This is a genomic window from Prosthecobacter vanneervenii (assembly GCF_014203095.1).
Classification (GTDB): domain Bacteria; phylum Verrucomicrobiota; class Verrucomicrobiia; order Verrucomicrobiales; family Verrucomicrobiaceae; genus Prosthecobacter; species Prosthecobacter vanneervenii.
In genome coordinates this window covers 320,383-345,521 of the sequence record NZ_JACHIG010000003.1, presented here as the reverse complement: position 1 = coordinate 345,521, position 25,139 = coordinate 320,383, and the positions used below count along the sequence as shown (strand labels likewise).

The 25,139-nt window shown below is 60.5% G+C and carries 21 protein-coding genes; 10 read left to right on the top strand and 11 right to left on the bottom strand.

Annotated features, from left to right (window positions below; all coding sequences use genetic code 11):
* The first annotated feature begins 8 nt into the window (after window positions 1-8).
* The gene (locus HNQ65_RS26545) at window positions 9-239 is read left to right on the top strand and encodes a hypothetical protein (protein ID WP_221306093.1); all 231 of its coding nucleotides are present in this window, start codon (window positions 9-11) and stop codon (window positions 237-239) included.
* 93 nt (window positions 240-332) lie between these two features.
* Complete coding sequence (locus HNQ65_RS09325; protein ID WP_184339254.1) at window positions 333-566, top strand: ferredoxin; 234 nt, start codon at window positions 333-335, stop codon at window positions 564-566.
* A gap of 43 nt (window positions 567-609) precedes the next feature.
* Here the strand turns inward: HNQ65_RS09325 and HNQ65_RS09320 are convergent, their stop codons facing one another.
* Window positions 610-1,626, bottom strand: a complete 1,017-nt coding sequence (locus tag HNQ65_RS09320) for a hypothetical protein (protein ID WP_184339253.1) — start codon at window positions 1,624-1,626, stop codon at window positions 610-612.
* A 107-nt stretch (window positions 1,627-1,733) separates the two neighbouring features.
* Between HNQ65_RS09320 and HNQ65_RS09315 the strand changes: the two genes are divergently transcribed.
* Window positions 1,734-2,705, top strand: coding sequence for a KpsF/GutQ family sugar-phosphate isomerase (locus HNQ65_RS09315; protein ID WP_184339252.1), 972 nt, complete (start codon window positions 1,734-1,736; stop codon window positions 2,703-2,705).
* A gap of 10 nt (window positions 2,706-2,715) precedes the next feature.
* On the opposite strand, the gene HNQ65_RS09310 is transcribed toward HNQ65_RS09315, so the two are convergent.
* Window positions 2,716-3,666 carry a TraB/GumN family protein gene (locus tag HNQ65_RS09310; protein ID WP_184339251.1) on the bottom strand — a complete coding sequence of 317 codons (951 nt, stop codon included), beginning with the start codon at window positions 3,664-3,666 and terminating at the stop codon, window positions 2,716-2,718.
* Window positions 3,667-3,741: 75 nt separating this feature from the next.
* Window positions 3,742-4,953: a M14-type cytosolic carboxypeptidase gene (locus tag HNQ65_RS09305; protein ID WP_184339250.1), complete on the bottom strand. Its 1,212-nt coding sequence runs from the start codon at window positions 4,951-4,953 to the stop codon at window positions 3,742-3,744.
* A 36-nt stretch (window positions 4,954-4,989) separates the two neighbouring features.
* On the opposite strand from HNQ65_RS09305, the gene HNQ65_RS09300 reads away from it, so the two are divergent.
* Window positions 4,990-5,841 carry an alpha/beta hydrolase gene (locus tag HNQ65_RS09300; RefSeq protein ID WP_184339249.1) on the top strand — a complete coding sequence of 284 codons (852 nt, stop codon included), beginning with the start codon at window positions 4,990-4,992 and terminating at the stop codon, window positions 5,839-5,841.
* A gap of 39 nt (window positions 5,842-5,880) precedes the next feature.
* Window positions 5,881-7,179 (top strand): amidohydrolase, encoded by a 1,299-nt coding sequence (locus tag HNQ65_RS09295; protein WP_184339248.1) that lies wholly within the window; start codon window positions 5,881-5,883, stop codon window positions 7,177-7,179.
* A 6-nt stretch (window positions 7,180-7,185) separates the two neighbouring features.
* On the opposite strand, the gene HNQ65_RS09290 is transcribed toward HNQ65_RS09295, so the two are convergent.
* The 5 genes from HNQ65_RS09290 to argB all read right to left on the bottom strand — a co-directional run bounded on the left by HNQ65_RS09290 (window position 7,186) and on the right by argB (window position 12,234).
* Window positions 7,186-8,301, bottom strand: coding sequence for an LptF/LptG family permease (locus HNQ65_RS09290; protein ID WP_184339247.1), 1,116 nt, complete (start codon window positions 8,299-8,301; stop codon window positions 7,186-7,188).
* Between the two features lie 99 nt (window positions 8,302-8,400).
* A complete protein-coding gene (murI, locus tag HNQ65_RS09285) occupies window positions 8,401-9,213 on the bottom strand; it encodes a glutamate racemase (protein WP_184339246.1) in 813 nt (270 codons plus the stop codon).
* Window positions 9,214-9,219: 6 nt separating this feature from the next.
* The gene (gene argF, locus HNQ65_RS09280; RefSeq protein ID WP_184339245.1) at window positions 9,220-10,122 is read right to left on the bottom strand and encodes an ornithine carbamoyltransferase; all 903 of its coding nucleotides are present in this window, start codon (window positions 10,120-10,122) and stop codon (window positions 9,220-9,222) included.
* A 14-nt stretch (window positions 10,123-10,136) separates the two neighbouring features.
* Window positions 10,137-11,369 (bottom strand): aspartate aminotransferase family protein, encoded by a 1,233-nt coding sequence (locus HNQ65_RS09275; protein WP_184339244.1) that lies wholly within the window; start codon window positions 11,367-11,369, stop codon window positions 10,137-10,139.
* 7 nt (window positions 11,370-11,376) lie between these two features.
* Window positions 11,377-12,234 carry an acetylglutamate kinase gene (gene argB / locus HNQ65_RS09270; RefSeq protein ID WP_184339243.1) on the bottom strand — a complete coding sequence of 286 codons (858 nt, stop codon included), beginning with the start codon at window positions 12,232-12,234 and terminating at the stop codon, window positions 11,377-11,379.
* A gap of 332 nt (window positions 12,235-12,566) precedes the next feature.
* Here argB and HNQ65_RS09265 point away from each other — a divergent pair, with 332 nt between their 5' ends.
* Window positions 12,567-17,921, top strand: a complete 5,355-nt coding sequence (locus tag HNQ65_RS09265; RefSeq protein ID WP_184339242.1) for a beta strand repeat-containing protein — start codon at window positions 12,567-12,569, stop codon at window positions 17,919-17,921.
* Between the two features lie 12 nt (window positions 17,922-17,933).
* On the opposite strand, the gene argJ is transcribed toward HNQ65_RS09265, so the two are convergent.
* Window positions 17,934-19,220: a bifunctional glutamate N-acetyltransferase/amino-acid acetyltransferase ArgJ gene (argJ, locus tag HNQ65_RS09260; RefSeq protein WP_184339241.1), complete on the bottom strand. Its 1,287-nt coding sequence runs from the start codon at window positions 19,218-19,220 to the stop codon at window positions 17,934-17,936.
* Window position 19,221: 1 nt separating this feature from the next.
* Window positions 19,222-20,271 (bottom strand): N-acetyl-gamma-glutamyl-phosphate reductase, encoded by a 1,050-nt coding sequence (argC, locus tag HNQ65_RS09255; RefSeq protein ID WP_184339240.1) that lies wholly within the window; start codon window positions 20,269-20,271, stop codon window positions 19,222-19,224.
* Between the two features lie 131 nt (window positions 20,272-20,402).
* Between argC and HNQ65_RS09250 the strand changes: the two genes are divergently transcribed.
* The 4 genes from HNQ65_RS09250 to HNQ65_RS09235 all read left to right on the top strand — a co-directional run bounded on the left by HNQ65_RS09250 (window position 20,403) and on the right by HNQ65_RS09235 (window position 24,764).
* Window positions 20,403-22,094, top strand: a complete 1,692-nt coding sequence (locus HNQ65_RS09250) for an AAA family ATPase (RefSeq protein WP_184339239.1) — start codon at window positions 20,403-20,405, stop codon at window positions 22,092-22,094.
* Complete coding sequence (locus HNQ65_RS09245; RefSeq protein ID WP_184339238.1) at window positions 22,084-23,373, top strand: adenylate/guanylate cyclase domain-containing protein; 1,290 nt, start codon at window positions 22,084-22,086, stop codon at window positions 23,371-23,373. The genes HNQ65_RS09250 and HNQ65_RS09245 overlap by 11 nt, the downstream gene beginning before the upstream one ends.
* 11 nt (window positions 23,374-23,384) lie before the next feature.
* Window positions 23,385-23,993, top strand: a complete 609-nt coding sequence (gene recR / locus HNQ65_RS09240; protein WP_184339237.1) for a recombination mediator RecR — start codon at window positions 23,385-23,387, stop codon at window positions 23,991-23,993.
* A 69-nt stretch (window positions 23,994-24,062) separates the two neighbouring features.
* Window positions 24,063-24,764: an RDD family protein gene (locus tag HNQ65_RS09235; protein ID WP_184339236.1), complete on the top strand. Its 702-nt coding sequence runs from the start codon at window positions 24,063-24,065 to the stop codon at window positions 24,762-24,764.
* 1 nt (window position 24,765) lies between these two features.
* Here HNQ65_RS09235 and HNQ65_RS09230 read toward each other — a convergent pair whose 3' ends face one another.
* Complete coding sequence (locus HNQ65_RS09230) at window positions 24,766-25,137, bottom strand: metallopeptidase family protein (protein ID WP_184339235.1); 372 nt, start codon at window positions 25,135-25,137, stop codon at window positions 24,766-24,768.
* Between the last annotated feature and the right edge of the window lie 2 nt (window positions 25,138-25,139).

Genomic DNA, 25,139 nt, shown 5'->3' with positions numbered 1-25,139 from the left:
TGCAGTGCATGAAAAAAGTAATACTCCTGCGAGCCCGGCACCAGCTCACCGAGGGCTTTTTCTCGATCGGTAGCAAGGGCAAAGCGTTCGATGAATCCGATTTCATTTTCTGCCAGCAAGGAAGCCGGCAGCAGGAGGGCGAAAGCGAGTGTTTTCATGGTTGGATACCAGTTTCAGTGGATGATGCGGCCAGCATCACGCTTGAGGCCAGCTTTTATTGTAAAGACTCCGTCAATTGAGAAGACAAAGCGGGAAGGGGAGGGGGCAAAAAACCGTTTGAAAGCCGGGGCTCGGGAACTAATGTCACTTCCCCCCTCACTTCCCAGATTCCCATGGCAGACGCTGCAAACAAATACGCCCAGAACGTTCCCGGTCCTTACTATGTTGATGACCAGTGCATTGACTGTGACCTGTGCCGCGAAACGGCTCCTGCCAACTTCAAGCGCGACGACGATGGCGGTCATTCCTACCTCTTCAAGCAGCCTGAGTCTGATGAAGAGCGCGCTCTTTGCGAAGAGGCTCTGACCGGCTGCCCTGTTGAGGCTATCGGCCGTGACGGCGAGTAATCTTAGGCCGTTACTTCTTCGCTAGCCCCCGGCTTGAGATTTCTTATGGAAGCTTGAGCCATCGCTGGGCTACGACCTGTTCCAGTTTTACGCATTGATTTGACTGCGCACTTGGCGGGAAAGACAGCTTCATAAGATAGCCTTTGAAGCCCGTTGGCCCTGTGGTGGCTAGGTCAGATTCTAGCCATCGGGACAGTTTGGTTCCACGCTCGCAGTAGGCATAGATGGAGCTATCTCCGCTCTCCGATATCAGCTTGATGCAAATGTAACGCTTGGCGTCGGAGAATTCAAAATTGTAATAGTCAAAAAGCCTCACGTAGGCACGCATGGTCACAGGCTTGGACGGTCGCTGAGAGCGGAATTCGTGGAAAGAGAGTTCGCCGTAGCCTGTCAGGCTTTCCCAGTCGATCAGGAACTTCCCATCCGGGCCATGCAGCATGGCAATTTCTAAAGATCCGGTCGGACGGCTGCTGCCATAGCTGAAATACAGAATTTCCGTCCCGTCGATCTCATAGCGTGCTTTGCCCAGCAGGTTGCCTGGCACCGGGTCTTTGCCTCCCTGCACCTCATAGTAGTCCTTCATCATGGCGGCGACCTTGTCTGAATTGGCTACCAGGGAGACGCGATCTTTCCATGACGGGGTTTTCCAGTAAGTTTCCAGCAGTTCCAGGGCTCGAGTGAATTCTTCGCTCGATTCCTTCAAAGGTAGTTCCTTAATGACTGAGTTTGCGGGATGCGCAGAAGTCGGCTGGGGGGATGAAGGGGATTGGCTGCTGGTGATGGCTGCCGGTGATCCAGGGCTCTCAGCGCTACCTGTCATAATTTTGAGCGGTGTGGCGGCGCTAAGATCAGCATGCGGCGGCTCGACGTTGATCCCTAGATTTTCCAGATCCTGAACGCGTTTTTCAGCCTTCTTGGCCAGTTCTATCAGTGTTGTCCTGCTAACCAAGCTGTCAAAATACCATTTCCAACCCACATAGAGAGTCAGCGATAGGATGACGCACAGCGTGATGCTTACACCCATGAAGGCGCGATGAGAGCCGATGGAACCTGAGGGCATGGAATGAAGATCAATTCAGAGGAATCTGCCTTCACCATGGCCGGGAAACGTGCCACACTCAAGCACTTGGTTGCTGCATCTGACTCCCCGCCTAATGTTTAGGGTCCATGAGTTACCCCGAAAAAGCCCGCCGAGTCATCCAGCTGGAAATTGAAGAGCTCCAGCGGCTGCACGCGCGTATCGACGAGACCTTTGCCCAGGCCATTGAGCGGCTGCTTTCAACTGTCCGCCAAAAAGGCAAGGTGATCGTCTGCGGTGTTGGCAAAAGCGGCAGCATCGGGCACAAACTGGCCGCCACGCTCAACAGCACCGGAGCCACTACGGTCCTGCTCAATGTGGGTGACGCCCTGCACGGCGACCTCGGGGTCGTGGATCCGGGGGATCTGGCCGTCATGCTCAGCTACAGCGGGGAGACCTCAGAGCTGCTGGACCTCCTGCCTCACCTCAAGCGCTTCGGCATTCCGATCATCGCCATCACCGGCGGTGCTCAGTCCACCTTGGCTAAAAATGCAGACGTGGTGCTGGATGTGCACGTCACCCAGGAGGCCTGCCCGCTAAACCTGGCCCCCACCTCCAGCACCACCACCATGCTGGTGCTGTGCGATGCCCTGGCCATGGCCCTGCTCGAGGCGCGAGGCTTCCAGTCCGAGGACTTTGCCCGCCTGCATCCCGGTGGCTCGCTGGGGCGTGCGCTGCTCACACGTGTCAGCGATGTCATGCGCAGTGGCGATCAACTCGCCGTTATCCAGCCGGAAACGGCTGTGCGGGAGGCCCTCCAGGCCATGACGCGCGCCCGCAGCGGCGCTGCCATCGTGGCGAATTCTGACGGCGGCTTGGCTGGGGTTTTTACGCATGGAGACTTTGTTCGCGCCTTCCAGAAAAACAACGCCATTGCAGACCTGCCTGTGCGTGAGTTCATGACCCCGCGCCCGGTCAGTATTCAGGCAGACCGGCTCGCCGCCGAGGTGCTGGCCACGCTCGAAAAAAACCGTGTGGACGACATCGTCGTGGTGGATGAGTCCGGCAAACCCGTTGGCATGGTGGACACCCAGGACCTCACCCGCCTGCGGCTGGTGTGAGGGGCAGGGTTTAAAAATCGGTCACTTCCCGGTAGTGGCGCACCCGGTAGCCGCGCTTGCGCAGCAGCTCGATCAGGCCGCTGTCAGAGGTGAAGTGCCCCGTGCCTACCAGTACCATCACTTTCTCTCCGTTTTTGAGCATCTGTTCCAGATGGTCCATCCAGGCCAGATTGCGGGAGATGAGAAAGATGTCCATCAGGTCCGGATACTTCTCCGCCTCACGGAAGAGCATTTGTTTCAGATCATCCAGCTGGCCGTATTTCCATGCCCGGATCATCTTTTCATATTCTTCTTCCACTGAGCTGACCTCTCCCAGCGTTTGCTCCAGCAGTTCGCGCTGCTGCTTTTCATCCAGGGCGGCAAAGAGCTGGATCTGAAACTCCACGGTTTCCAGCCCTTCGGCCGGTTTGCCGTCTTTGCGGGCGCGTTCTTCAAAGTAGCTGTCCACCCCCTTGTCAGACTTTGCCCCCAGGGCCGCGTATTCGATGGAGGTGATCATCAGCGCCAGAAACCACGGGCGGAAGCGGTTCAGGGTGGCGGTGTCCATGCTGTGCTTGGCGGCCCATTTTTTCACGGCGTCCCAGGTTTCCTTGCTCACATTGCCTTCCAGCGTGGTGTTGGCAGGATAGAGACCCAGTTGGGACATGCGGCTGGTCAGCTCCGCGCTGGAGGCTGCGCCAGGGGGCAGTTCCAGCACCAGCTTGTTGGAGTACATGTAGGCCGCTTCGTAGCCAGGTGCCAGAGGGTAGTCCTTCTCCCGCAGGATGTGGATCGTTCCGCACAGATAGAGGCGGCCGCCACTGGGCCCGTCCACCACCCACACGCTGCCGTCGCCGCCGCCATCGGCTACAAACGCCGCCGCATCCTTCTTCGCAGCTGTCGCAGGCTTGGGCTCCTCTCGTTTGCACGCAGCCACACTGACGCAGAGCGCGAGGGCAAGGAGGAAACGGGTAAACGGCATTGCGCCGACTCAAACACTCTGCGGCAGCGCGATGCAACCGGGATGTGCTTTAATCCCGCTTGGCGGACTTCGGGCTCAATGCCGCGCCTCTTTCAGGTATGCATCAAGCGCACGGGCCAGCTGAGCGCCCACGACCATGTAATTTTCCGCCGTGCTGTGCGGCGTGTTCCAGGCGGTTTCCAGCGTGATGGAGATGGTTCCTTCTCCACCATGCGCCCGCGCCCAGCCGCTGCTCATGCGTGCACGCTCCTCTTCTGTCTTTACATAGGTGGCATAGCGGTACTTCGGCTCCACTTTCAGCGGTCCGGAGATGTGGGCTGCCGCCAGGTCCATCCAGCGCTGATAGTTTTCCCGTTGCAGGCCGGTCATCCGTTCAAAGCCGAACGGCCCAAAGAAAAAGGGCGCACGGTCGCCAGCGCTGGGATTGTGCAGATCCATGAAAACATCCAGCCCATGTGCGGCTTGGATCTGCGCGATGCGCTTCTGCGCCGCTGCCACTTCGGGATGATATGGCGCCTCCGACCAGTCCCGGTTGTGATCCTGGGGCAGCGACTCCTTCCCTCCGGCTCCTAAAGTCACGTTATCCACGTCCATGATAGGAATGAAATGCACGCAGCAGCGCTTGCGAAAGTCTTGCGCCTCCGCGCTCGCGATCCATTCCACAAAACCGCGCCCCACCCATGCGCCACCTGCCTCCCAGGCGTGCTGACGTGCATTGACCCACACCTGGCGTGGCGCGTCGGCCTTGCCGATGCGGATGCCATTGACCGGTCGGCCATCGCGTGTTTTCGCCAGTTCAAACCGCTCTGCCTCATCTCCCAGCTTTTCCTTTACTTCGGCAAGCACGGTCTCCGCAGTGCTCGGCACAAACGGCGGTCCCCATGCCAGCCACAGGCTCGGCCCTTCTGCCTGCACTTGATACACGGCCACTTTGTCTGCGCTGCGCTCTGCTTTAGCCGTCTGCTTCCAGGTCTTGCCGTCATGGCTCAGCACCGCCTGATCCGGCTGGCACCACGCAGCCGCAAGCACCGTTTCCGGACGGTAGGGCTTGGTCTGTGCCTGTACCTCCAGATTGATCTTTTGTCCTGCCGAGGTGCCGTCCAGCCGCAAAAACCACCAGCAAGGCCAGCCGCGCCCTCCACGCAGCGCGGGCATGATGCGCAGCCTGCCTGCCGCTTGATCCAGCACCACCACCTCCGCATTGCCGCCCTCAAAGTCAGTGACCACTCGCAGCTCTGCATGGATGAAGGTGCTGCTTAGAAGCAGGAGAAAAAAGCTTTTAATCATGGGCTCAGACTACGTTATCTACATCCCCACCTGCGCATGAATTCTTTGAATCATCTCCTCCTGGCACTGCTCGTCGCCACTGCCTGTCTGCACGCCGCCGAACCCATCGAGCTCAAGCTCTGGCCCGAAGGCGCACCCGGCCAGATGCTGCCTCATTCCAAGGCCACGGAGGATTTCATCCGCACCAAGGCGGGCAAAAGCACCATCACCGACATTCACAATCCCACCATCACTGTCTATCGTCCGGAAAAGCCCAATGGCACCAGCGTTATCGTCGCCCCCGGCGGCGGCTTCGTCTTCCTCTCCGCCATCCACGAGGGCTCCCAGGTCTGTGAATGGCTCAACAGCATCGGCGTCACCGGCATCCTGCTCAAATACCGCACGCCCACCCGCGACGAGGCCGCACCGCACGAAAAGCCCGTGGCCGATGCCGCCAAGGCCATCACGCTTGTCCGCGAGCACGCCAAGGAGTGGAGCCTGGACCCCAAGCGCGTCGGTCTGCTCGGCTTCAGCGCGGGGGGAAATCTGCTCGCCCACATCGCCTGCGACCGCGCCACCAAGACCGAGCTGCCGGACTTCGGCATCATGATCTACGGCGGCGGTTTCTTGGACTCCAAAGATCCCACCAAACTCAAGGAAGGCTTCACCGTGCCCAAGGATGCTCCCCCCATGTTCCTCGCATGCGCTCACGACGACGGCCAGAACCCCATCGCCGCCACCGTGCTTTATCTCGAATACAAAAAGCTCGGCATCCCCTGCGAACTCCACCTCTTCACCAAAGGCGGCCATGGCTTCGGCATGCGCGACAACAAGCAGCCCATCAACGCATGGCCTATGCGCTGCGCGGAGTGGATGAGCGCCGTGGGATGGGTGCCCAAGCAACCTTGATCCTTGCAAGACTCCCCGATTGTCGGCTTACTCATTCCCATGAAGCCGCTTTTTTTGTCTCTGCTGGTCACTTCATCTCTCGCTGCTGCGGATCTCCCCTCAGTGGTGAAACAGGAACTGCCCTCGCTCGTCTCTCTCTACAAAGAGCTGCACGGCAACCCGGAACTCTCGCTGCACGAAACTGAAACATCCGCGCGCATTGCCAAAGAACTGTGCGCTGCCGGGCTGGAGGTCACCGAAAACTTCGGCGGCCACGGCGTCGTCGGCGTTTTGAAAAATGGTGTAGGCCCTGTGATCCTGGTGCGCACAGATCTCGATGCCCTGCCCGTGAAGGAGCAGACCGGTGCACCCTACGCCAGCACCAAGGTGGTGAAAGATGACCTCGGCCGCGAGGTGAATGTCATGCACGCCTGCGGCCACGATGTGCACATGACGAGCTTCGTCGGCACGGCTCGTGCCTTGGCTGCACTCAAGGACCAGTGGCACGGCACTCTGGTCATGATCGGCCAGCCTGCCGAGGAGCGCGTGCTTGGTGCGCGCTTCATGCTGCGGGACGGGCTGTTCTCCAAGTTCCCCAAGCCCGACAAGGCCATTGCCCTGCATTGCGCGTCGGACATGGCGCACGGCACCATCGGCATTGTGGAGGGCTTTGCGCTGGCGAACGTGGACTCCGTGGAGATCGTGGTCAAAGGCGTGGGGGGCCACGGCTCTATGCCCCATCTTTGCAAAGACCCCATCGTGCTCTCCTCGCAGATCGTACTGGCCTTGCAGACCATCGTCAGCCGTGAGGTCAAGCCGGGCGATCCCGCTGTGGTCACCGTGGGCAGCATCCACGGCGGCACCAAGAGCAACATCATCTCCGATGAAGTGCGCTTGCAGCTCACTCTGCGCAGCTATCGAAAAGAGACGCGCACGCACCTCGTGGATTCCATCAAACGCATCGTCAAAGCCCAGGCCGAGGCGGCTGGCATGCCCGCAGACAAAATGCCGGAGGTGCTCCTTTCCGACGACAGCGCCACTGCACTCTACAACCAGCCCGAGCTCTGCCAGGAGGTGCGCGGCTACATCGGCGCCGCCATAGGTGCTGACAATGTGCTCACTCGCGAGCCCGTCATGGGAGCCGAGGATTTCTCCGAATACGGTATGACGAAAGACAAGGTGCCCCTGTGCATGTTCTGGCTCGGCACTCAGCCCCCTGCACTGGTCGCTGCCGCCAAAGCCAAGGGCACCACACTGCCGTCTCTGCATTCGCCTTACTTCAAGCCCGTCCCCGAGCCCAGCATCGAGACCGGTGTCTCGGCCATGACCTCCGCTGTCATCGGCTTGATGAAAAAGTGAGGCAGTCTATTTGCGGCTGAGCTTGTAGAAAAGCCAGCCGCCCATGCCAAGAAAGATCACATTCGGCAGCCACATGATCAGGTGCGGCATCGCTGCCGGTTTGTCATTCAGCGTGTCCGCCAGAATGATGAAAACGATATAAACCGTGGCCGTGATCAGGCTCAGGGCAAAGCCCGACGAAGTTTCACGTCGCTGCGCCGTCACTCCCAGTGGGATGCCCACCAGTGCAAAGGTAAAGCAGGCCAGTGAGAAGCTGTAGCGCTTGTTCAGCTCGGTCAGGGAGAGGGAGCGTGTCACTGGCGTCAGCGCTTCTCCCGTCACGGTATCCTTCCAGCTCCGCACTTCTTCATGCAGTGCGCTGGTGGTTTTCATGCTGGCATTCACTCGCACGGCGTCCTTCTGCATTTCAGACAGCGGCAGCGTCAGCCACGGCTGCTGAAAGGCCACCGGGTTCACCTGGCCCTCCGCTGGAGTGCTCTCCGCTGTCATTCCTTCCATCTCCAGCTGCAGGTCCACCGATCCGGGAACCGTGTGCAGCGTGGCCTTCTTGGCGTGGATGTAGGTGCCGGCGTGGGAGTCCTTCAGCATGATGATATGCATGTCTGAAAGCGTTTTGTCCTGGCGCTTGCTGGTGTAGATGCGGTAGCCGGGCACGCGCTCCAGCACCTGTCCTTCTTGGAAGAGGGTTTCCGGGTTCTTCACCGCCACCTGGTAAAACAGCCGCTTCATGCGGTCCTTGGCCGCCGGTGCCAGGCTCACATTCACCCAAAGGCACACACCGCTCAGAAACACCGCCAGCACAAAGACGGAGGCGCAGATACGCGGCATCGACATCCCCGTCATGCGCAGAGACACCAGCTCATTGTCTGCCGAGAGTCGTCCAAAAACGAGCAGGATCCCCGTCAGGAAAGCCCAGGGGATGGTGAAGATGAGTGAAAACGGAATCACCAGCATCACAAACTCCGCGATCACTGAGATAGGCAGCTCCGTGTTTCCCAGCAGCTGATCCAGCTTCTTGTACACATTTCCCAGAACCATCACACCGCTGAGCAGCGCCACTCCGATCAGCGTGGCTGATGCGATCTGGCGGCCAAGGTAGCGGTCAAAAATGCGTGGAAACATTGGGTGGGAGGAAATGCTAGCGAGCCTTAATCATCAGGCAAGTAGCACGCCATGCCGGTCATGAAAGAACGCGCCGCTGCTCCACCTGGATCGAAGCTTTTAGAGGGAGGCTTTTTTCACCTTGCCAAAGTCGGTGCCTAGGAAGCGCTTGGCCAGGTTCTCAGCCTGCTCGGAGTGGTCCGTCAGGTAGATGTCCAGCTGGGGTTTGCCCTTGGTTGTTCGCAGCATGCCATTTTGCTCCAGGCTGGCCTTCACATGGGCGGCACAGGTGCTGGCGGAGTCCACCAGCCGTACCTTCTGCCCCAGCATGCGCTTCAGCAAAGGCACCAGCAGCGGGTAGTGGGTGCAGCCCAGCACCAAGGTGTCGATCCCCTTGTCCAGCATCGGTTTCAAATACTCGCGCAGCACGGACTTCAGCGCCGGGTGGTCGGTCCAGCCCTCCTCCACAAACGGCACCAGCAGCGGCGTGGCACGCGCCTCGATCAGGATATCCGGCCGCCGCATGGCGATCTCATGCTGGTACGCATGGCTGCGGATCGTCCCTGCCGTGCCGATGATGCCCACGCGCTCGCAGCTCGGGTCCGCCAGCGTGGCCTCTACCCCAGGGCCCAGCACTCCGATCACCGGCACGCGAAAAGTGGCCTGCAGCACCGGCAGTGCATGCGCCGTGGCCGTGTTGCACGCCACAACCACCGCCTTCACACCATGCGAGACGAGGAACTGCGTGTCCTCCATCGAGAAGCGCCGGATCGTGTCCGGAGATTTCGAGCCATACGGCACCCGCGCCGTGTCACCGAGATACACGATCGACTCATTCGGCAGCAGATCCCTCAGCGCCCTCACCACCGTCAGCCCGCCAACTCCGGAGTCAAAAACACCGAGGGGGCTGCTGGCTGTGACGGGCGTGCTCATGGCTGCTTAACTTTTCCTCGTGATCTCCACAATGATCGCCTTCTGCGCGTGCAGGCGGTTTTCAGCCTGTTCAAAGATCACATCTGCGTGCGCCTCCATGACTTCGTCCGTGATCTCCTTGCCGCGGTAGGCAGGCAGGCAGTGCATCACGATGGCTCCCTGATTGGCGTGCTTGAGCAGTTCGCTGTTGATCTGCCAGGGCTTCAGGGTCTCGATGCGGTCCGCGCTCTCCGCTTCCTTGCCCATGCTGACCCACACGTCGGTGTACACCACGTCGCAGCCGCGCACAGCTTCGGCAGGATCATCCACAATCCGGATGGTCCCGCTCGGGACACGCTGCATAAAACTCTCCTGCGGCTGGAAGGCCTTGGGGGCGCCGATCACCAGCTCAAAGCCCAGATGCACCGAGGCCCAGATCCACGAGCGCGCCATGTTGCAGTCGCCATCGCCCAGGAAGCAGAGGCGTTTGCCCTGCCAGCCGCCGAGGCGTTCCTTGATCGTCTGCAGGTCGGCGATCACCTGGCAGGGATGCTCGTCATCCGTCAGCGCATTGATGGTGGGGATGCCGCTGTATTGCGCAAAGTCCACCACGTCCTGCTGCGCAAACGTGCGGATCACCGCGCCATGAATCATGCGGCCCATCACTCGCGCGGTGTCCTTGATCGGCTCGCCACGGCCCAGCTGGATGTCGGCGCTGGAGAGAAACATCACCGAGCCGCCCAGCTCGCGGATGCCCACCTCAAAGCTCACGCGGGTGCGGGTGGAAGATTTGCTGAAAATCAGCGCCCACTGCTGGCCGGTCAGCACCTGCGGGGAGGCTTTGCGGTCCTTTTTCAGCTCGCAGCCCAGATCGACGATCTTTTCGATCTGTTCACGGGACAGTTCTTCGATGGAAAGCAGGTGGTTCATGACGTGGCAGTTTTCTATGCGAGCTGGTCGAGCACGCTCTTAAAGAGGGTCAGCCCTTCGTTTGCTTGGGCTTCAGTGATGTTTAGCGGTGAGAGCCAGCGCACCACATTGGGGCCGGCGGGAGTCACCATCATCCCAGCATCCAGCAGTTGCTGGGCCAGGAAGATGGACGGCAGCTTGCCGCCAGATTTGGCGGAGAGAGCCTCGGCATTCAGTTCAAAGCCGATGAAAAGGCCAAGCTGTCGCACCTCCTTGATCAGCACATGGTTCCAGCCACAGGCTGCAGCTGCGATGGCGGCGCCACGGGCCTTTGCATTCGCGCAGAGGTTTTCGTCCAGAATCGTCCGCAGCGTGGCGATGCCCACGGCACACGCCAGCGGAGAGCCGCCGTACGTCGTGCCATGCGTTCCGGGCCCAAGCGTCTTGCTCAGATCCCGCCGGTCATTGACCCAGAAAGAGCCCAGTGGGAAACCGCTGCCGATCGCCTTGGCCCAGCTGATGCCGTCTGGCTGGATCTCATCTCCAGGAATGATGCTGCGCCATCCGGCCATCTCACCAGCACGGCCAAAGCCGCACTGCACTTCATCCAGCAGCAGCAGGAGGTCTTTCTCACGGCACAGTTTCTGCGCCGCGCGCAGAAAGGCGGGAGTCACGGCGTTCACACCACTCTCTCCCTGGATCGGCTCCATCAGAATGGCCACCGTCTTGTCCGTGATGGCCGCCTCCAGCGCGGCGACGTCATTGAAGGGCACATACACAAATCCAGGCGGCAGCGGGCCAAAGCCCCCGTGAATCTTCTCCTGCGCCGTGGCCGTCATCGCTCCAAACGTGCGTCCATGAAACGACCCTGTAAAGGTGATGATCTCATACCGCCCGCCGGTCTGCTGGCCGTATTTCCGCGCCAGCTTCAGCAGGCCCTCATTGGCCTCCGCACCGCTGTTGCAGAAAAAGCACTTTCCTGGGATGCCCACGCACTCCTCCACGAGGATGCGCGCCAGCTCCGCCTGCTTGTCGATGCAGTACCAGTTCGACACATGGATCAGCGTGTTCGCCTGCTCCGTCAGGGCCTTCACCACTGGCGGTGGGCAGTGCCCCAGCGGGCACACGGCCACGCCTCCGGCAAAATCCAGATACTTCTTCCCATCACGATCCCACACATACGGGCCTTCACCACGCACAGGCCAGACGTTGTAACGACCGTAGTTTGGCAGGAGATACTCCTGCATCAGTTGATCACTCGTGCTCATCTCAGGATTACAAATGGATTTCAGTACCGATCCCGCCGTCGGTGAAGATTTCGAGAATCAGCGCATGCGGCAGGCGTCCGTCGATGAGATGCACCTTGCCCACGCCGCCGCGCAGGGAGTCCAGAGACGAGTCCACTTTGGGAATCATGCCACCGCTGATGATGCCTTCCGCTTTCAGTTTGGCGATCGAGGCCTCGTCCAGGCTGGGAATCAGCGTGGCGTCATCTTTCGGGTCGCGCATCACACCGCGCACATCACTCAGAAAGATCAGCTTCGTGGCCTTCAGGCGCTTGGCCAGTGCACAGGCGGCCAGGTCGGCGTTTACATTCAGCGTCTTGCCGGAGGCCAGCTCACGAGCCACAGGGGACACCACAGGCACAAACTCACCCGCCACAGCCGCCTGGATCAGGCCCAGCTTGCAGTCGTTCACCTCGCCCACCCAGCCGAGATCTCCCTTCATCTTTTCGCCCAGAAACACTTCCGTCCCAGGAATGCCCACAGCCTTGCCGCCAAAGGCATTGATCTTGTTCACGATCTCCGGGTTGATCACACGTGCCAGCGTCTCTTCGACGATCTTGATCGTCTCGTCGTCGGTGACGCGCATGCCGTTGATAAACTTGGCCTGCAGTCCGGATTCGGTCATCGCCTTGGAGATTGCCTTGCCGCCGCCATGCACGATCACGGGATTGATGCCCACGGCTTCGAGGAAAACGACATCGCGCAGAAAGGAGTCCACCTGCACGGGGTCTTCCATCGCACTGCCACCCACCTTGATCAGAAACGTGCAGCCTCGGAAGCTCTGCATGTAAGGCAGGGCTTCCAGGAGTACGGCGGATTTGGAGGTCTGGTTCTCGGGGGCGGACATGGGTGAAAATTTGGGGAAGACGCAAAGGAGCGGATTTGATCGTCCCGTCAAGCACCGCACGCGTGGCATTTTTCCTTTTTACAGGCCGCATTTTCACTTGCAGCTCATGCCGGAGCGGATGGCCGGGTATTGAAAAAATGCCGATGAAGCCAGGGTGTACTTCATAGAATACGAAAGTATCACACCGCGTGATTTCAGGCTCATGAGGGTGGCACGACGCATGCTATTCCAGAAAGCACCCCCCTGTCACATCACTCTTCATTCACGCACACCATAGGCAGTCCGCTGGCTGCGGGGATTGAAGAGCATCAGTTAAAAAAGCCCTCACCCTGATGAATATCACCGCCTTGGTGCGATGCAGCTGCATCGTGCTCGTGCTTCTCCATGCCTCTGTGCTACGCGCTCAGCTCAGCTGGGATCTCTCATCCTCCGCCGGCATTCAGGTGACCGGCGACGCCACCTGGGACACCACCACGACCAATTGGAACAACGGCACCAGCAACGTCGCGTGGAACAACGCCGCCAACGCCACCACCATAGCCGTGTTTGGAGTGCCCAGCAGTCCCACAGCCACCACGGGTGGCACGATCACCGTTTCTGGAACCATCAATCTGGGAGGCATGAAGTTTTTGCCCTTTTCCGGTTTGCCTTCCCCCTTCTCATTCACCTTCTCGGGCAGCGGCACACTGGCCTTTGCCAACGATGCTGTGATCGAACTGGGAGACTCGGTTTCCTCAGGCAGTACGGGCAATCAGTTTGTAAATCTCAGCACTGCCGTCACCGGCAACAACATTACCATCCAGCGTGCCACAGGCGCCTCCAGCGGCAGCTTCCAGTATCTCCGCTTCAGCGGCACCAATACCGGCCTCACCGGAATACTCACCATCAAGGCCACCTCCACCACTCTCGGAAATTTTATTCTCACCAGCAGTGCCGCCGCCCAGTCCGCGCTCAGCAGGGTCGTCATTGAGTCTGGCAGTGTTTACGCCATCAATGGCACCTCCAGCAATTACGCCGTGCCCATCACACTCGGAGGCACAGGGCAGGGAAATGGTGCCATTCGCATCGATGCCAGCAGCATCACCATCAGCGGGGCTATGACACTGACCAGCACGGCGCTGCTCAACAGCAACTCCGGCGTCACAGGCACGATTGTCAGTGGTGCCATCGGCGAGACCGGTGGTTCTCAGGGGCTTCAACGTTCAGCGGTGCTCAGCTCGTCCACCATGACTTTCACTGGCGCCAGCAACTTCACTGGCACCACCACCCTCGGCCGCAGCGGCGGCGTGGGCGCTGTCACCATTCTGGACTTCACCGCTTCCGGTGCTCCCACGACGGACATCTTCTACAACGGTGTCACGGCCGGCGGGCTTAGCTTTGTAGGCAGCAGCAACGCAGCCACCTTCCTGAACATCACCGGCAAGTCAGCCACCGCCAATTCGCAGCGCTTTGGTGCTGTCACCACGTCAGCGGGGACTTTGGGCGTGGTCACGCTGACTTCCGGTGCCGGTGGCAGCATGGATTTGAGCCTTGGCACGATCACTCGTAGCGGCACAGGTTTGCTCGCCTTCATCGCTCCGTCATCAGGTTCCATCACCACCACCAGCACGGGCTTTCTTGGCCCTTGGGTCACTTATAAAGACGCCACCGGCATCACCTCTTGGGCCCAGGTGGTGGGTGGTGCCATGGTTGGCGGTTACACGGGCGATCTCACCTACAGCACTGGCAAGGCTCTCTCAGCAGTCAGTGGCTATGTCGCCACGAAAAATCTCACGGTTTCAAATGCTTCGGGCGGCAGCGTGACTCTCACTGGCGCTACCACCGACATCAGCACCATCAGCATGGCAGACCCATGGCTGGCACGCACGATCACCCTTGGTTCCAATATCTTGCGCCTCGGTGCCACGGGCGGCATCCAGCTGGCGGCGGGCGCGCAAAACCTCACCATCTCCGGCGGCACGCTGACTGCAGGAGGTGCCAGCAACACAGCAGGGCAGGTTATCCTCACGAACAACTCCACCTCCTCCGTGCTGCAGGTGGATGCCAACATCCTGGCCAACGGCTCTGGCGCGACCACGTTGATCGTCAACGGCGTGAGCGGTTCCAAAACCGTTCTCACGGGTGCCAACGTGCTGGGCGGCGGCGCGCTTATCGCATCAGGAGCGCTCGAGCTCCGCAGCTCAGGCGCTCTCGGCACCACGGGCACGGTTTCGGTCCTGGATGGCGCGGCGCTTCAGCTCTCGGGCGGCATCACCCTGGCACGCACTCTCAGTGTCGGTGGCACAGGCGTGGCTTCTGATGGCGTGATCCGCAACCTCAGTGGCAACAACACGATCAGCGGTATTGTGACGACTACACAGCCGGTGCTGATCCAGTCAGATGCCGGCACGCTCACGTTCTTCAACACCAACGCCACCACCAATTCCATTTCCGTGGGCAGTGGGTTCGCCCTCACCTTCGCTGGTTCGGGAGACATCGTGGTCAACAGCCGCATTAACTCCACCACTCAGACCATCACCAAGTCAGGCACAGGCAGGCTGACTTTGGGCGGGGACAATTCCGTCATCACAGGCACGATCGCGGTGACTGCGGGCATTCTGCGCGTCACCAATGTCAATGCTCTCGGAACCACGGCGGGAAGCACCACCATCACCGCAGGTGCTTCCCTTGAGCTGGCCTACGCCTCCGACACCGTCCTCGCGGAGCCGATCACTTTTGACGGCGCGGGCTACAACAGCACTGGCGCTATCCGCAATGTGTCTGGAAACAACACACTGTCCGGCATCCTCAGCATCGGCACCACGGCACTCACCACCATCATCGCAGATTCCGGCACCACGCTCACCATATCCGGCACCCTGCGCTCCGGAGCCACAGCCGCTGGCACACGCACAGTTACGCTCGGCGGGGCAGGCACGATCAACATCACCGGCGCCATCACCAATGGCACTACCCCTGCTACCTACATGACGGGCATCGCCAAAGCCGACAGCGGCACGGTGAATCTCCGCGTGGCCAGCACCTTCGCTCCGGCCACTACCAGTGCCACCACGCTGGCGACGATTCTCGCCACCATACGCGGAGGTGTCTTGAACTTCGATTTTGCCAATGCCGCGGCCACCTCCAATCTCATCGTCAGCAGCAACAATCTCTCGCTCAACGGCGGCACTCTTCAGCTCACAGGAAAAGATGGAACGACCAATCTCCAGGAGGTCATCTCCACCACCCTCACCGCAGGACGCAGCCCCATCGTGGTCACTTCTGGTGTGGGCGGCACGATGAATCTGGCACTCGGCACCATCCTGCGCGCCTCCAGCTCAGGCAGTGCCACCAATATCACGCTGCCCACCAGCGGCAGCGTCACCACCACCACGCTGAATACCAACGGCATTTTGAATGGCGGCCTCGTGGTGGGAGGCACTAGCTGGGCCACCTCCGCTGCCACCCAGACCACCTCAGTGGCTTGGGTTAATTCCAGTGATACCATTTCCATTGGCAATCTGGCCAACGGCACTCAGGTGGCCTTCACGGGCACCGCTCCAGGTGGTCTCACGGCGGGAGTGACATACTACGTGGTGAATTCTACCGCCAGCTCCTTCCAGGTTTCCCTTAGCGACGGCGGCTCCGCCTTGGCTCTCAGCAATGACGGCACGGCTGGCACGATGAATACCGCCGGAGCCATCACAGGCCTTGCCTCCTACTCATCTACCTTCACCGCCAATTCGAATGTGGACTTGGCAGCTGGCGCCACCACCCAGGGGGCGGTCACCATCAACTCCCTTCGTTTTAATGCCACCTCCGGCAGCACCCTCACACTGACGGGAAACATCACCAACTCCAGCGGTGGCCTGCTCGTCACCTCCGGGGTCTCGGGGAATGTGTTGATCCAGAGCGACAGCAGCACGGCGCGCACCATCACCAATTCCTCCAACGATTTTAACATCTACAATTACGGCTCCGGAAATCTCACACTCGCATCCACCATCACAGTCACCGGCACGGCCTTCACCACCGCAGGCCCGGGCCTCATCACCTTCGCTGGCATTGCCAGCAGCAGTGCCACGCAGGTGCGTGTCACGGAGGGCACTCTGAGCATCCAAGGGACCAATCGCTTCACCGGCGCCACAGATCCCACCTTCACCATCGGTTCGGTGGGAGTCGCGGCCAAGCTCATCTTTGGCAACGGGGCCAGCACAGGCGCTGAAAGCTTCACCGTCATCAATGTTCTTGGCACCACCAGCTCCCTCGTGGGCGGCGGTTCTGCGCTCTACACCATCAGCATGCAAAACACCGGCACGAACGACTGGCGCAATCTCATGATCGGCGGCGCTGGCACCAATGAGAACAACCTGTCATTGGAGGCATTCTCAGCCGGCACCATTCAGCTGGGCTCCGCCAACACGTATGCCGGGCGCAACAATATCGGCCGCTCCACCTTTGAGGTCAGTGTGCTGGCCAATGCCGGCACCGCCAGCTCCTTGGGTACGGGCTCCCTGGTGCCCACCATCGACATGAATGACACCAATTCTGTCAACGCCACAGTCTCCACGCTGCGCTATGTGGGCACCGCAGATGCGGTCACAGACCGCGCCATCCGCATGTACACCGATGGCCAGACCATGCCGTCCCTGACCGGTGTGGTGGAAAACAACGGCACAGGCTCAGTGAAGTTTACCTCCGCTTTCACCGCAGCAGGAAACACCACGCTGGCACGCACCTTCCGCCTTTCCGGAACAAACACGGGGGCCAATGAGATCGTGAGCATGACGGACGGCCCCAGCAGCGTCGTCACGCTGGACAAGGCCGGAGCCGGTCGCTGGACGTTGACTGGCAATAGCACTTATACCGGCGGCACGACGGTGTCCGCAGGCACGCTTCAGCTCGGCAATGGTGGCACGGCCGGCATGGTGGGCAGTGGAGATGTGGCCATCTCCTCCGGTGCCACGCTGGTTACTAATCGCAGCGACAGCTTTACCATCAGCAACAACATCACCGGAGCGGGCTCGCTCGGCATAAGCAATACCCCAGGCGGCTCCACCACGCTCGCCTCCAGTTCCAATACCTACAGCGGCGGCACCACCGTGAGCTCGGGCACGCTGGTGTTTACCAATGTGTCTGGTTCAGCCACAGGCAGCGGCACTGTGACGGTGGCTGCCTCTGCCACGCTGGCGGGCACCGGCAGCATCGCTCCTGCTGCGGGAAATCCCGTTTTGGTGCAGGGCACTTTGAGCATCGGGCTGGTTTCCGGAAATGCGGCAGACGTGGCCATCACGACCTCAGGCGCTGGCACCTTGCTCATGGACACCACCAGCGTATTGCTGATGGATCTCGTCAGCGGCGCTGGCTCGGGTGTGCTCAATGACTCCACAGCGGCGGACATGCTGATCATCGGCGGCACGATGACGCTCAATACGGGAAGCACTCTGCGTGTTCAGAATCTCAATAGCCTCTCAGGCTGGACCGCCGGGGACGCCTGGAAACTCATCGACTGGAATACCCTCTCCGGCTCTGCTGTCGGCACCTTCACCACTCTCGATCTGCCCACGCTCGGCGCCGGGCTGCAGTGGGACACCAGCGCGCTTTATTCCACGGGCGTGGTCAGCGTTGTCGTTGCGGTTCCGGAGCCTGGCCGCCTGTGGCTCCTGCCTCTTGGGGCATGGGCCATCATGATGCGGCGCAGGCGCTAGCTGGCGGCTTTTTTACGCAAAGCCCTTTTGGCGCTTCGCGTGAATGGCGGCGGAATACTCCGCGCTGTTAAAGTCCACGTATTCCTCGGACAGGTCGCTGGTGTAAACGGTGTAGCCGCTCGTGCCGAGATTAAGATCAATCGTGACGGTAAATTTCGGCTCCTGCACGATCTTCTCCATCTCCGCCACTGGTGTCTTGGTCGCCAGGCCGCCCTTGCAGGCCTGCAGCCCGCCAAAGTAGATGTCGATCAGCTCTTCACGGATCCGTGCGCCGGAGTAACCGACTGCGTGAATGATTCGGCCCCAGTTCGGGTCGCAGCCGTGGAAGGAGCACTTCACCAGCAGGGACTTGGCCACCGTCTCGGCCACTTTGCGGGCATCGGCCAGCGTCCGTGCATTGCGCACGCGGATCTCGACAAATTTGGTCACGCGCTCGCCGTCGCAGACGATCATCTTGGCCAGTTCCAGCATCACCTTGTGCAGCGCGCAGCGGAAGAGCTCGGCTTCCGGCGAGTTCTTTTTGATCGTGGGGGCGTCGGCCTGGCCGTTGCTCATCACGATCACGGTGTCGTTCGTGCTCGTGTCTCCGTCGATGGTGATGCAGTTGAAGCTCTTCTCCACTGCATAGCGCATGGAGCGGTGCAGTTCATCCTTGCCGATCTTGGCGTCGGTCGTGATGAAGCACAGCATCGTCGCCATGTTTGGGCAGATCATCCCCGCACCCTTGGCGATTCCGCCAATGCGGAAGCTGCCTTTGCCGCACGGCACATCCACCGCAAAGGTCTTTGGCCGTGTGTCGCTCGTCATGATGGCGCGCATCGCATCCTCAGAGCCTTCGGGGTTCAGCTTCGCCACGGCATCCGGCACTTTCACGATGACTCGCTCAATCGGCATGGGCATGCCAATGATCCCGGTGGAGCACACGAGCACCTGGCGCATCTTCACGCCCAGTTCCTCCGCCACGGCCTTGGTCATCGCCTTCGCATCCTGGATGCCCTGCACGCCGGTGCAGGCGTTGGCATTGCCGCTGTTGGCGATGATGGCGCGGGTGTCGCTCTCCTTGATATGCTGCTGGCTCACGCGCACGCAGGCGGCGCGCACCTTGTTCGTGGTAAAGACCGCATCCGTCGTGGTGGGGCCGTCAGAAACGATGAGCGCCAGATCCAGTCGGGTGGCCTCCGGGTTCTTGATGCCGCAGGTCACAGCGCTCGCGCGGAAGCCTTTCGCGGCGGTCACACCGCCTTCGATGACTTTGAATGGTACGCGGCACTCGCGCTCTTCGGTGGGTTTGGCAGCCATATCAGATGTTCAGCAGGCCTGCGGTGGCCTCGAAACCGCAGATGAGGTTCATGTTTTGCACGGCCTGGCCGGAGGCGCCTTTGCCGATGTTGTCTTCCGTGCTCATCAGGATGAGCTGTCCCGCGCGGGCATCGTAGGACCAGCCGATGTCCACGAAGTTGGTGCCGGTGACGTTTTTGGTGTCGGGAGACTGATTCACTCCGAGCAAACGAACGAAGGGGGCCTTGTCATAGGCCGAATGTAGCGCCGCGCTGATTTGCTCCAGGGTTACCCCAGTTTTCAGCTGGGCAAAGGTGGTGGTGCAGATGCCGGAATGCGTGGGCATCAGGTGCGGCACAAAGGAGAGTTTCACCTCGCGGCCGGCCGCCAGGGCCAGCTCCTGCCCGATCTCGCTCAGGTGGCGGTGCACCGGCACGCTGTAGCTGCGCACGCTGTTCTGCACTTCACAGAAGAGCAGGGGGATGCTCTCCTTCCGGCCCGCACCGCTGGCTCCGCTCATGCTGGCCACAGCCAGGGGCGTGTCAGCAAGCAGTCCGGCTTTGAGCAGCGGGATCAGCGGCAGCAGAATGCTCGTGGGGTAGCAGCCGGGGCAGGCGATCAGCCGCGCGGTCTTGATCTGCTCCGCACGCACTTCCGGCAGGGCATACACAGCTTCATCCAGCAGCTCAGGCGCTGGATGCGCATGACCATAAAATTCTTCATACAGCGCCGGGCTCCGCAGGCGGAAGTCCGCGCTGAGGTCGATCACCTTCAGCCCCAGCTCCAGCAGCGGCTTGGCATACTCGGCCGCCACGCCATGTGGCACTGCCAGAAAGGCGATTTCGGCTCCGGCGGCTTTCAGCGCGGCGGCATCCGGGGCGGTGAAGGTCAGGGAATCCGCCACACCCACGCCACGGAAGCGCGGAAACTCTTTGGACAGGGCTTTGCCTGCCAGCGAGCGTGAGGTCACTGCCACCAGCTCCACATTCGGGTGTCTCAGCAGCAGACGCAGGAGCTCTGCTCCTGAATAACCACTGGCTCCAACGACGGCGACTTTGACGGGTGCGGACATAATACGGGGGGCGGAGTATGAGGGGTCAGAAGGTCCGTGCAACCCTGAAAAAGAGCATTTCTCGACCCGCTCAGAGCATGCATCGTGCCGCTTGTCAGCGGGCTTCGCCTCGCGCACTGTCAGTTCCCCTCATGAGCGATCATCCGCCAGAATTTCCAGAGATAGAAAAAGAAAAACCCAAAACACCCGGAAGTCCGGAGGAGATCACGCGTAAGCTGGAGGACTTCATCAAAAACACCCTCGGCGGCCAGGTTCTCTTTACTCGCGTCGAAGGCCCGGGCGCGCGCGCCATGCCCCACAATGAGGAAAAGCCCGTGGAGGAAGCCAGGCCTGACAACGCCAAAGCCTTCGAGTTCACCTTCCGTCCTGCAGACATCAAGGCGCACCTCGACCGCTTCGTCATCCGGCAGGACGAGGCCAAAAAGGTGCTCGCCACCGCCGTCTGTGACCACTACCATCACGCCCGCATGCTGCGTGATGACCGGGCTGCGGAGTCCGGTGGCCCCCGGCTCGAATTCTCCAAGCAGAACGTCATCATTATCGGTCCCACCGGCGTCGGAAAGACCTACCTCGTTAAACACATCGCCGATCTCATCGGCGTGCCGTTCGTGAAGGCGGACGCCACCAAGTTCAGCGAAACCGGCTACGTCGGTGCAGATGTGGATGACCTCGTGCGCGATCTCGTGGCCAAGGCCAATGGCGACATCGAGCTTGCCGAGCACGGCATTATTTACCTCGACGAAATCGACAAGCTCAGCAGCGGTCCCGAGCGCCTCGGGCGCGATGTCAGCGGACGCGGTGTGCAGACCGCCCTGCTCAAGCTCATGGAGGAGACCGAGGTCTCACTCTACGCCCCCAATGACATTCGCAGCCAGATGCAGATGATGTTCGACACCCGCAAAGGCCGCACCGGCCGCGAGGTCGTAAACACACGCAACATCCTCTTCATTGTCAGCGGTGCTTTCAGCGGACTGGAGAAGATCATCGAAAAGCGCACCAACCGCAAATCCATCGGCTTCATCTCGGCGGATGCCAAAGCCTCCACCGCCGAGCACCTCTTCCGCGAGGCGCGCACCAGGGACTTCATCGACTACGGTTTCGAGGCCGAGTTCATCGGCCGCCTTCCCGTGCGCGTGGTCTGCGATCCCCTCAGCGCGGACGACATGTTCCAGATCATGAAAAACTCCGAAGGCAGCCTCATCCGCCAGTATGAGCGCGAGTTCGCCGCCTACGGGGTCAAGGCCGTCTTCAAAGATGATGCCCTGCGCGAGATCGCCAGCCGGGCGGAAGATGAAAAAACCGGCGCACGTGGCCTTGTCACCGCCTGGGAGCGTGTCCTCCGGGACTTTAAATTTGAAATGCCCAGCCTCGGACTTCCAGAGCTGGTCGTGGACGGCGCGCTTGTGAAGGAGCCTGAGCAGACGCTCATCCGCTGTCGTGCCGAGTCCGCCAGCCAGCTCCGCGAACTGGGCGCCGCTCATGCCGACGAGGTCCGCGCTTTTGCCGAGCGCTTCCAGCGCGAGCATGGCTTGACCCTCGATTTTGAAAGCGATGCCATCTCCGCCCTCGCTGCCCGCGCTCAGCGCGAAGGCATGCACGTGGAGGCCCTCTGCACCAGGCTCTTCAAAGACTATCCCTTCGGTCTCAAGCTCGTCACCCGAAACACCGGTGAGACGCGTTTTACCATCACCCCGGATGCCGTGGCCAGCCCTGACAGGTATGTGAGCGATCTCGTCGTGAATGCCTGCCGTCCTCAATCCCAGCGGCCCTTCCCTCCCACCATCGACATCACACCCGACTCAGCCCCGACCCATGACTCGTAATCACGCCACCGCCATGTTCATCGGTGTGCTCGTCTGCATCCCGATGCTGGCCTTGTACAAGCTTGGCTATTTCAATAGCACCGCTGACTGGTTTGCCGCTCTCTATGCCCGCGGCTTCATTCTTCCCGCCGGCGGTCTCAAAAAAGCCCTTCTGCTGCAGTATGGCTACTACACGGTCATGGCCTTCATCAGCGCCTGGGTTTGCATCGAGATGCCTTCGCAATGGCGCCGCTATGCATTCCTTCTCGGCGGCACCTTCCTCACCGTCACCTTCGCGTGCATCATGGCCATGTCCGGCATCCTCTTTGAGCCTGTGTCCGGCTCGGTGGCTCTTTGGCTGGCTGGCATTGCAGGCATCGCCGTCGGCGGTTCGGTCAATGCCTATCGCAGCCATGTCATGCGCGACTACTTTGTAGGCCGCCTGTCCTCGCACCTCTTTGAGCAACTCGTGGACTTGAACAATCCCGCCAAGATGACGGAACGCCGCGAGATCACGGTGCTTACCTGTCGCATGCTGAATCACGCGGAGCTCTCCACCGGCATCGAGGCTCCGCAGTTTGAAGTGCTGGCCACACACTTTCAGCGCAGCATCACGGAGTTTCTCGTCTCGCGCGGCGCTTATCTCGACGACTGCGACGCCCGTCAGGTGCGCGTGTTTTTCGGCTTTCCGCTCACAGACGAGCACCACGCTCTGCATGCCCTCCAGGTGGCTGCGGCGTTGCGGCTGCATCTTGCTGTGCTGGCGGTTGAAATCGAGCAGCGCTTCGGCAAGAAAGCGCAGATCGGCGTGGCCTTCAGCTCCGGCCCCGCCGTTTGCGGCCTGTTCGGCATCAATCACTTCGAAAGCTTCAGCGCTGTCGGGGAGGTGATCGACTTCGCCTCTCAGCTTTGCCTGCTGAATGCCGACTACGGCAGCCGTGTCCTGTTGAGCGCTAAAACCTACGCCTTGGTGAAAGACAGCGCCGAGGTTCGCCCCATGGATATGGTCAGCACCTCCGGCTCCGCCACTCAGATGAGCGAGGTGTATGAACTCCTCGGCGAGAAGGGCTCCCTCTCCGAAGCAGAAGCACGCGCTCGCGATGCCTTCTGGCAGGGCGTGGTGCAGTACCGCAAAGGAGAGCTCAAGCCAGCTCAGGAAAGCTTCGCCAGCGCCGCCATTGAGGGGCGCGAGGATCTGCCGCTCAAACACTTCACTGAACGCGTCGCTCAGGCCCTGAAGGACAAGCCCTCCTCTGGCAAGGAAACTCCCAAACACGCGCGCAAACTCGCCGCGACCTGACACCCACCACCGTGCGCATCGACTACCCACCCGCGATTCAGCGCCTCGTGGCCCAGCTCAAAGCACTGCCTGGCCTCGGCCCACGTAGTGCGGAGCGCCTCATGCTCTGGCTGCTGCAGATGCGGGACGAGCGCATCACTGCGTTGTCGAACACCCTTCTCGATGCCCGTGAACGCATCGTCGCCTGTGCCGACTGTGGTTTCTTCATCGAGAGCGACTCCACCTGCCAGCTCTGTCACGACCCACGCCGCCAGCAGCGCCAGCTCTGCGTGGTGGAGCAGGCGGCGGATGTGCTGCGCATGGAGCGCTCCGGTGCATTCCAAGGGCTCTACCATGTCCTGGGCGGCCGTCTCTCACCGCTCGATAACGTGACTCCGGAAGATCTGCGCATGGAGGCTCTGGTAAACCGCGTGCGCGATCTGCATACAGAGGAGGTCATCCTCGCGCTCGGTTCCGATGTCGAAGGCGAGGCCACCGCCAGCTACATCGCCGATCTGCTGCGCCCTGCCGGCATCGCCATCACCCGCCTAGCCCAAGGCATGCCTGCCGGCGGCGGCTTGGACCACGTGGATGAGCTGACTCTGTATCAGGCTCTGCATGGACGTAGGAAGATGGGTTAGTATAAAAAAGATTGGGTTTGAAAAATCCTTCGCTGGACTTTTCAGCGTCATTTTTAACAATCATGCGTTATGAGCCAATATCATATCGCACGCAATGGTCAGCAGCTTGGGGTTTACGCAGAGCAGGATGTTCAGTCAGGTCTCGCTTCAGGCAGCATTCTGCCGACGGATCTTCTCTGGGCAGAGGGAATGGCTGACTGGCAGCCGGTGGGTGGCCGCTTCGGAAGTTCCGCGCAGGTCACGGCATCACAGCCTGCGTTCAATCCCTATGCGGCTCCGCAGTCCAATGTAATTTCCTCCGCCATGTCTCCCGTCAGGGAGCTGGCCTCTCTCGGGCAGCGTCTCGGCGCTGCGCTGCTGGATTTTTTGGTGGGAGGGGTTGTGGTAGGGGTGCCGTACGCCATTGCCATGGCCAGCATGGGAATGGCTGAGGGCAGCCATCAGGAAGGACTGACGACTGGGGCCAAGATCGGCTTTGCTGTGGCCGGCATCGGTTTTCTGGCGCTGATCATTTACAATCTGGTGCTCCTCAGCACGAAAGGGCAGACCATCGGAAAAAAATGGCTGGGCATCCGCATCGTCACTCACCCTGACTGCCAGAAGGCAGGTTTCGTCAAAGCGGTGCTTCTCCGAGGCTTCGTGAACGGCATCATCGGCGCCATCCCTCTGCTCGGCGCGCTTTATTCGCTCATCGACATCTGCTGCATCTTCCGCGCAGACCGCCGCTGCATTCATGACATGATCGCCGGCACTCAGGTCATCAAGTGTTAGTTCACGCCAGCCCCAGCGCCGCTACCTCATCCTCATCCAGGCCGAGGTAGTGGCCCAGCTCATGGAGGAAAGTGATTCGCACTTCATGTCGATAGACTGCGAGATCCCCACCGCATTCGTCCCACAGGTTGTCCAGGAAAAGCAGGATGCGCGGCATTTCATCCGGTGATTCCGGCAGGGGATCACAGCGCGCATTCCCTTCAAATAGGCCGAGAAGATCAGGATCCAGATCCTCATCGGTATCCATCAGGGAATCCATCTCCACAAACTCGATGCGGCAGTCTGCGGCCTCGTTGCGGATGTCTGCAGGCAGTGATTGCAGCGCGTCTTTGACCACTCGCGTGGCGATGTTCAGAAGTCGGGGGAAGCGCATGG